The organism is Pleurocapsa sp. CCALA 161 (assembly GCF_003003995.1).
Taxonomy (GTDB): domain Bacteria; phylum Cyanobacteriota; class Cyanobacteriia; order Cyanobacteriales; family Xenococcaceae; genus Waterburya.
The window spans coordinates 1-7,544 of sequence record NZ_PVWF01000169.1; the positions used below are offsets into that span (position 1 = coordinate 1).

7 protein-coding genes are annotated in these 7,544 nt (G+C 38.0%); 3 read left to right on the forward strand and 4 right to left on the reverse strand.

Annotation, left to right across the window (positions count from 1 at the left end):
- Positions 1-480: 480 nt before the first annotated feature.
- Positions 481-900 (forward strand): response regulator, encoded by a 420-nt coding sequence (locus C7B62_RS23255; protein WP_106243175.1) that lies wholly within the window; start codon positions 481-483, stop codon positions 898-900.
- A gap of 91 nt (positions 901-991) precedes the next feature.
- On the opposite strand, the gene C7B62_RS23260 is transcribed toward C7B62_RS23255, so the two are convergent.
- On the reverse strand, positions 992-1,381 hold the full coding sequence (locus C7B62_RS23260) for a response regulator (RefSeq protein ID WP_106243178.1): 390 nt from the start codon (positions 1,379-1,381) through the stop codon (positions 992-994).
- Between the two features lie 224 nt (positions 1,382-1,605).
- Between C7B62_RS23260 and C7B62_RS23265 the strand changes: the two genes are divergently transcribed.
- Positions 1,606-2,514 carry a TIGR02587 family membrane protein gene (locus C7B62_RS23265; RefSeq protein WP_106243181.1) on the forward strand — a complete coding sequence of 303 codons (909 nt, stop codon included), beginning with the start codon at positions 1,606-1,608 and terminating at the stop codon, positions 2,512-2,514.
- Between the two features lie 28 nt (positions 2,515-2,542).
- Positions 2,543-2,929: a TIGR02588 family protein gene (locus tag C7B62_RS23270; RefSeq protein ID WP_106243185.1), complete on the forward strand. Its 387-nt coding sequence runs from the start codon at positions 2,543-2,545 to the stop codon at positions 2,927-2,929.
- A gap of 456 nt (positions 2,930-3,385) precedes the next feature.
- On the opposite strand, the gene C7B62_RS23280 is transcribed toward C7B62_RS23270, so the two are convergent.
- From C7B62_RS23280 to C7B62_RS23290, 3 genes are all read right to left on the reverse strand, one after another.
- Complete coding sequence (locus C7B62_RS23280; protein ID WP_106243192.1) at positions 3,386-4,843, reverse strand: methyl-accepting chemotaxis protein; 1,458 nt, start codon at positions 4,841-4,843, stop codon at positions 3,386-3,388.
- A 48-nt stretch (positions 4,844-4,891) separates the two neighbouring features.
- Positions 4,892-6,001, reverse strand: a complete 1,110-nt coding sequence (locus C7B62_RS23285; RefSeq protein ID WP_106243196.1) for a chemotaxis protein CheW — start codon at positions 5,999-6,001, stop codon at positions 4,892-4,894.
- A 52-nt stretch (positions 6,002-6,053) separates the two neighbouring features.
- On the reverse strand, positions 6,054-7,544 hold a 1,491-nt coding region (locus tag C7B62_RS23290), incomplete at its 5' end, for a protein-glutamate O-methyltransferase CheR (RefSeq protein ID WP_233220122.1).

Consider the following 7,544-nt stretch of genomic DNA (forward strand, 5'->3'; position numbering starts at 1 on the left):
GTTACTTGTTACTTGTTACTTGTTACTTGTTACTTGTTACTTGTTACTTGTTACTTGTTACTTGTTACTTGTTACTTGCTACTTGTTACTTGTTACTTGTTACTCATTACTCAATTTTTAAAGTAACCTATATGAAACGGATTTAGGATCACTCCCGCATTGAGAAGAAAAGAGGCTGTCTTTGGATTTTGTATCCAAACCTTATCAGCCTCGTGAGATGTAGACCCGTTTAGCAAAGAGCTTTAGTTAAACTTTATAACAAAATATGCAATATAATAACAGAGATCAAAAGTTTGTAGCCTAAAATATTAAAATATAATTAAAATTAAAATAATTATGATATGTTTATCCCTTAAGTAATTATCTTGGCATAGACAGCATAATTAAATAAATTAGCGAAACCCCTTCCCAAATTCAAATTTAGTCTATTTCTGATTTTTGGGAAGCGTTATTGTAGCAAGACGAGAATATATATGATCAATGTATACTACACTAACGCCAGTTTCTCAGGAAAACTCATTTCAGTCAACAATTCTCGTCGTAGAGGATAACGAGGATAACTTAATTTATATTTCTACTGCTCTTAGTCTATTCAACTACCATTGTTTAATTGCTAGAGACGCTTTAACGGGGTTGTCGCTAGCACAACAGTGGCAACCAGACTTGATTTTGCTGGATGTTCGCATGCCTCAAATTAATGGTTTAGAGTTATTAAAAATTTTGCGGATCGATTGGCTGACGAGGAAAATTCCTGTTATTGCCGTTACTGCTTTAGCAGGAGCAAAAGAGCAAGAAATGATTGCTAGTGCTGGCTTTGATGGCTGTTTGATTAAGCCCTACCTGTTAGAACAATTGGAGGATATTGTCTGCCTTCATATCTCTAAAAAGTCTTCATGCTAGCTAAACCACTTTCTTTACTTGGCGATCGCGGCTTTTGAACTTGTTATAAAAACTAGTTTGCCGATCTATAAATCTGCTGGAAAAGTAAAACTTAAGCAGATGTTAATTGAACTTGGCGATCGCTGGTTAGCTGTTCGACTTTGTTGAGTAGATCTTCAAGATTAAAAGGTTTGTAGAGAACTCCATTAGCCTGACTATAATTTAGCTGTTGCTCTTTAAGGCGATCAATAGCAGATACCAGCAGAATTGGTAAAGTCTCATAATTTCGCTGTTGTTTGATGCTACGTGAAACTTCAATGCCACTAGTTCCTGGCATCATAATATCCATAAGTACTAACTGAGGTTGAGTTTCTTCTAAAAGCTTAATTGCATCCTGACCATTATTTGCTATTGTAACTTGGTATCCTTCAGACTCCAAAACCAGCCTGAACAACACCTGAAGGTCATTATTATCCTCAACCACCAAAATAGAGTTAGTCATAAAATATATATCTAGGCAAACTTAACCAACTACATATTCACATTAAATAATAATCCAATCCTTGACATCGTTAAAAAGACGTATTTCTTAAGCAATAGATACAGCTACTTAATCAAGGTTTTTATTTACAAAAATAAATAAGTATTAACGGTAATTAGTTTATTTTGTTTAGCCTGAAAAAGATATGATCGATAACACCATCAAAGACAGAACAGAATAGAACATTGAGTAATCGACAACAGCCAGCACGAAATACGCTAAATAAAAAATACGGCAACGGCTGGCAAGCAGAAATTCAAGAAATCATCAGTGGCGCTTCGGGGGGATTTTTATTTGGCATTCCTTTGCTTTACACAATGGAAGTCTGGTTTATCGGCTCTTATGTCGAGCCAGCGATTCTCTTATGCATCTTAGCCATTACCTTTATGATTGTGCTGTTGATCAATCAGATTGAAGGTTTTCGACCCCAACCAAGTGCAACTATTTCAGAAGCGATCACTGAAACAATTGAAACTTTAGCGATTGGGCTGACCTGTGCAGCCTTGGTGATGATCATTTTGCAGGAAATTAATTTGCAAACATCCTTGACCGAAGCATTAGGAAAGATCGTTTTTGAGGGTATTCCTTTTTCCGTTGGAGTGGCATTTTCGCGATCGCTTTTAACTGGTGAGCCACAAGCAGATTTAGATCACGACAACCCTAATTCCCAATCTGGTCAACAGAAATCTATAGTCTGGAAAAACACTGTGGCGGATCTGATTGCTGCTGTAATCGGCGCTCTCTTTGTTGCGTTTAGTATTGCGCCAACTGATGAAGTGGATATGCTAGCAGCCTCAGCTTCTTCTGGTTGGCTACTGATTATTATGCTAGCTTCATTACTAATTTCTTATGGAATTGTTTTTGCCTCAAAAATTACCAATTATCAAAATCGTCTTCAACAATCTGGCATATTCCAAAGTCCTCAGAGCGAAACGATTATATCTTATTTAGTATCTTTACTGGTAGGAATATTAATGCTGTGGTTTTTTCACAAGTTAACTTTTGGCGATCCTTGGTTCATGTGGCTACGCTATAGTATCATCTTAGGTTTACCTGCCTGTATTGGTGGCGCTGCGGGGCGTTTAGCAGTTTAAATTTATTGAATTATCTTCTAGTTATTCTATGTCCAAAAATTCTCCCAGGCGATCGCTCGCCGAAAAAGTCAGCTTAAGTATTTCATTGTTTTTGGTAAGTATTATTGTTGCCTTAATCTGCTATACCTGGATCACAGGAGATACAAACCCGCCAATTTTATCTATATCTACTGAAAAAACAAGAGAAGTAAATCAGCAATATTATGTCCCGTTTACCATAACCAACTCAGGCGGAAAAACTGCTACCTCAGTCGAAATTACAGCAGAGCTGGTTACTTCAGAAACAACACAATTTGGTCGACAGGAAATTGATTTTTTATCTCGTCAAGAAACTCAGTCGGGAGAATTTATTTTTAACCAAGATCCCGAAGCAGGAGAACTAAAGGTTAGGGTAGCAAGTTATCAAGAACCATAGCAATGAGCGATCGCAGTTTAATAAAAGCTATAAGCTGTAAGCTCTAAGCCTAATTTAATTCCTCCACTTCTTTAAGCGGTTTGCATTAATCTCATACTAAATCCGCTTGGCAAAGGTAATGTTTAATTTCTGCGTAAAAATTTGGTGATGAAATTAGAATAACTAATACTTGTTACTTGTTACTTGTTACTTATTACTCATTACTTGTTACTTGTTACTTGTTACTTATTACTCATTACTTGTTACTCATTACTTGTTACTCATTACTTGTTACTCATTACTCATTACTTGTTACTTATTACTCATTACTCATTACTCATTACTCATTACTCGTTACTCAATTTTTCAAGTAACATGAAACAGATTTAGTATCAGCATTACCATAACAGAAATATTGAAACAAAAAACCCTAAAAGGTTTGATTCCTTTCAGGGCAAATGCGGCAGTCTTAAGCAATTAAACTATTCTCTGTAAATTAATAGTGGCTTCATTTAACTGACTTGTACCTTCTTTAGTTTGACCAATGCCGATCGCTGTTTCTTTCGCTCCTAAATTAATGTTGTTCATGGCTTCAACTACCTGTTGAATTGCCTGTACCTGTTGCTTGGTATTGAGAGATATCTGCTGATTATTGATCACCATATTGTTGACGGCTTCTGCTACCCCTGCAAAAGACTCCGCAGTCCGATTAGCAATTTGAATGCCTGAATCGACTGTTTTCGAGCCTTCATCAGTGACCATCACCGCCGAATTAATTTTATGTTGAATTTCATTCACCAAAGTACGGATATTTTCGGCAGAGTTTTTACTTTGATCGGCAAGCTTGCGAATTTCTGCTGCTACGACGGAAAAACCTTTCCCATGCTCCCCCGCTCTAACAGCTTCGACTGCTGCGTTCAACGCCAAGATGTTAGTCTGGTTGGCAAGATCGGAGACTAATCCAGAAATGTTGCCAATTTGAATTGTTTGTTCACTCAACTGCATAATCTGTTCAGCGATCGCCGTTACTTTGGAGCGTAAATTAGTCATCTCTCCCAAGGTTTCTTCCACTGCTTGATTACCATTATCGGAAAGCTGGAATACCTGCTCGGCTGCTAAAGCAGCGGCATTAGCCTGTTCGGCAGACTGTCTGGAAGTAGCTTCCAGTTCATCCATGGCGGTAGTGGTTTCATTGACCGAAGCTGCTTGTAAATTAGCATTACGCTCTTGTTCTTCTACAGTTACGGCGATTTGGTTAGAAGAAGAACTAATTTTGCCGATGGATTCTAGGATAGTTCGAGTTGCCCTGGAAGCGATAATTAAAGCGATCGCCGTACTCAAACCGCTCAACCCCAAAGTACCAAGTAAAAATGTCAAAACTAAGTTATTGATACTAATCTCTGCTTTTGCTATATCTTGCTCTATTTCTTTACGTTCAGATTCATTTAATTGGCTACTTACTTTTTCAAATTCTAGATCTAATTCCGCCCCTAGTTCTGCATTGGCTAGAGCGATCGCTTCTTGCTTTTGACCCTGCTGCACTAGGTTAATTACCTCGCTAGTACTTTGTTCTATTTGCTCCCCCAGTTGGGTTATTTCTTGTACATACTGCTGTTGTTCTGGTTGAATAATCATACCTGTCTGCTGCAAAGCATTAGCTGATTCTTCAAATGCCTGCTTACCTAAATTGTATTCTTCTAAATACGTATTGCTGTTACTAATTAGATAACCTCTCGTACCCATAATGAGCTCAGACAAGCCAGCCTCAAGTTTCTGGGATTGTCCGATTACTCGATCTACTCTTTTGATGTCCTGAAAAAGATCTTTGAGGTAGTTAGCTTTCCACAAACTAAGACCAGTAGCTGTCATCAAGGCAATTAAAGGTAAAGAATAGCCAATTAAAATACGATCTCTTAGCTTGAATTGTTTAAACATAATAGTTCTTGCTCCTAAATAAATGAAAGTCAATCGAGCTTTATTTTTTTATCCAGACTGATCGACAACTAAATTTTCGCTTTGCAGTATATTAGAAATATTTAAAATACTGACCATACTTTTTTGATAGGATAATGTCCCTTGGAAATACTTCTTGTTAGTAGAATAGCTGGCTGCGGGTACTAAATCTATCTCTCCAACGTCAACAGAAATAGTATCACGAACTTTTTCAATTGCTAAACCAACCCGTAAATCATCAACTTCAACTACTATCAGTTGAGAAATTTTACCTAAATTAATTGGTGGTAAATTTAATACTTGGCAAATATCTATTAAAGTCAAAATCTCACCTCGTAGGTTCATATTACCGATGATATGAGGCGGACAACAGGGAACAGGTATTACCTGCTCAAGATTAGTAAATTCGCGAACATTTTCGAGATCGACGCTAAAAAGTTCTTGGTTTAAAACAATGATGGCAAGATTTTTGACGTTATCGGCATTCTGCCTAACTTCGTCAATCTGTCGAAGGCGATTTGCTCGTTCTCGGAGTATTTTTAAGGCTTCTGAGGTTAACTGAGTTGAGGAATTAGCCAGAGAACTTGATTTTATTTGTTCATCACCGATAATTAATTGCTGGCGAGGCGTTGCTTGCTGTGGATGCTTACCAGGTAAGAGTCTTACAGGAAATGGTTGCTCTAAATAATTTTGCCTTGCTCCATAATTTGGATTAAAGACATCTTTGATTAGGTTGGCTAAATTAATAATCACCAGAATATCGTTTTCGCTTCGTACTACCCCAGCAATAAAGGGATGACTGTGGCGATCGGCAACTGACTGGTTAGCGGTGTCTTTTACGGAAAGATCGCGGACTTGAGATACTTCCTCAACAATAATTCCCAGATTTTGTTCTCCTTGTTCTAAAACTATCACCTGAGTCGTTAGAGAATAATTATTAATCTGTTGACCAAAACGCAAATTCAAGTCCATTACTGGCAAAATCTGACCCCTGACATCAATCACGCCAACTATACCTGGAGGAGCTTCCAATATAGGAGTTAATTCGGGCAGTAAAAAAATCTCCTTGACTGAAAGAGTGCTAACACCATAAAGAGAGTTATTAATTCTAAAAATTAGATATGAATGCTGTTGAGTCATTTTGATGATTATTTTAGATAGGCGTTCGCGAAGGGAAATCGCTGATTAGGAATTAAAGATTAGTTTTAAGTTGAAAGATCAATTCGGCAACGCTTAAATTATTGCAGATAGGTAGAACTTGAGAATGGGGAAGTTTTTGCAGCATTCTCGTTGCCTGTTGCGCCATTTTACTAGCTCTAGGGCGATCGCCTAGCTGTTGATAAATTCTCTGTAGCTCAATGGCAGCCTTGATTGACTCTGGATCGAGATAAAGAATTTTTTTGAAGATCGTTTTAGCACCATCGTTATCTTTTTGGTTAAGAGCAATTTCTGCTAGTAAATAATTAAGCTCTAGATTCAGCGAATCAACTGCCACAGCGCGATCGCTCATGGCGATCGCCAAATCAAGCTGATTGAGTTCTAGATAAATTTTGCCTAGCAAACAACAGGCTGCAATATTATCTGGTTCAATGGCTAAAGCCTGTTCTGCTTTTTTGATCGCTAAATTTGATTGTTTTTGCTGCCATAGATGTTTTGCTTGTTGGACTAATTTTTGAGCATCTTCTTGTGCAGACATAGCTTGAGCAGCACTAGCCACATCTATTTTTGATAGCTGTGGTATCGGTATCAACGGAAGTTTAACCTGTTGCTGCAAGGGAACTAAAGGTTGAGGATTGACGGGCAGTTTATTCGCTTCAGGCACAGGCTGCCGTTTTGTCCTAAAGGATACCGCTTCGCATATCTTTAATGGCAAGGCATTCTGCTGGCTCGTGAGCGAATCGGCTCGACGTTGATAAATTAAAGATTGAGGGAAAATTTGTGCTTGAAAACGGCTCAAGTTTTGACCAGTCAATTCAGAATGACCTACTAGCAAATAACCATTAGGTAGCAAGGTATCATAAAATTTTGCCAGAATTTTGCCAATAGTAGCTGAACCAAAGTAAATAAAGACATTACGACAAACAATCAAATCGATTTCTCTCAAGTTAGAAAACAGTTGGGGAAACTGATCGCGGAGTAAATTAAGCTTTTGAAAGGTGACCATCTGGCGAATTGATCGCTCAATTTGATAGTTGCGTCCTAAAGGTTCAAAATACTGCTGTTTAATCCTGGGTTCAGTATCTCTAAATGACCATTGGGAATAGATTCCAGCCCTAGCCTGGTTTAAAGCTGCCAGATCGATATCTGTACCAAAAATTGTTAAATTCCAGGCATCGAGATCCAACAGCAGTTCCTTGAGCATAATTGCCAAAGAATAGGGTTCTTGTCCTGTCGAACAACCTGCACTCCAGATCCGTAGAGTCAGATCGCCTTGCTGTCGCTTTTGTTGAATTAGCTGGGGGAAAATTTGATTTTTGAGAAGATTGAGCTGCTGGCGATCGCGAAAAAAGTAGCTTTCATTATTAGTTAGTAGTTCGGATAAATGCTGCCATTCTTGTTCACTAGCAGATCCAGGTAAACTCAATAACTGATAATACTGTTCTGGTGCAGTAAGTTGTAGAGTTTTCATTCTTAGCCTAATTTTTTGGATGAGGCTCTCCTGTTCTACCTGTCTAATTTTAAT

Excerpts from the sequence above, each read along its gene's own strand:
- C7B62_RS23255 (WP_106243175.1), top strand. The coding sequence starts at position 481 with ATGTATACTACACTAACGCCAGTTTCTCAGGAAAACTCATTTCAGTCA.
- C7B62_RS23260 (WP_106243178.1), bottom strand. The coding sequence starts at position 1,381 with ATGACTAACTCTATTTTGGTGGTTGAGGATAATAATGACCTTCAGGTG.
- C7B62_RS23270 (WP_106243185.1), top strand. The coding sequence starts at position 2,543 with ATGTCCAAAAATTCTCCCAGGCGATCGCTCGCCGAAAAAGTCAGCTTA.
- C7B62_RS23280 (WP_106243192.1), bottom strand. The coding sequence starts at position 4,843 with ATGTTTAAACAATTCAAGCTAAGAGATCGTATTTTAATTGGCTATTCT.
- C7B62_RS23285 (WP_106243196.1), bottom strand. The coding sequence starts at position 6,001 with ATGACTCAACAGCATTCATATCTAATTTTTAGAATTAATAACTCTCTT.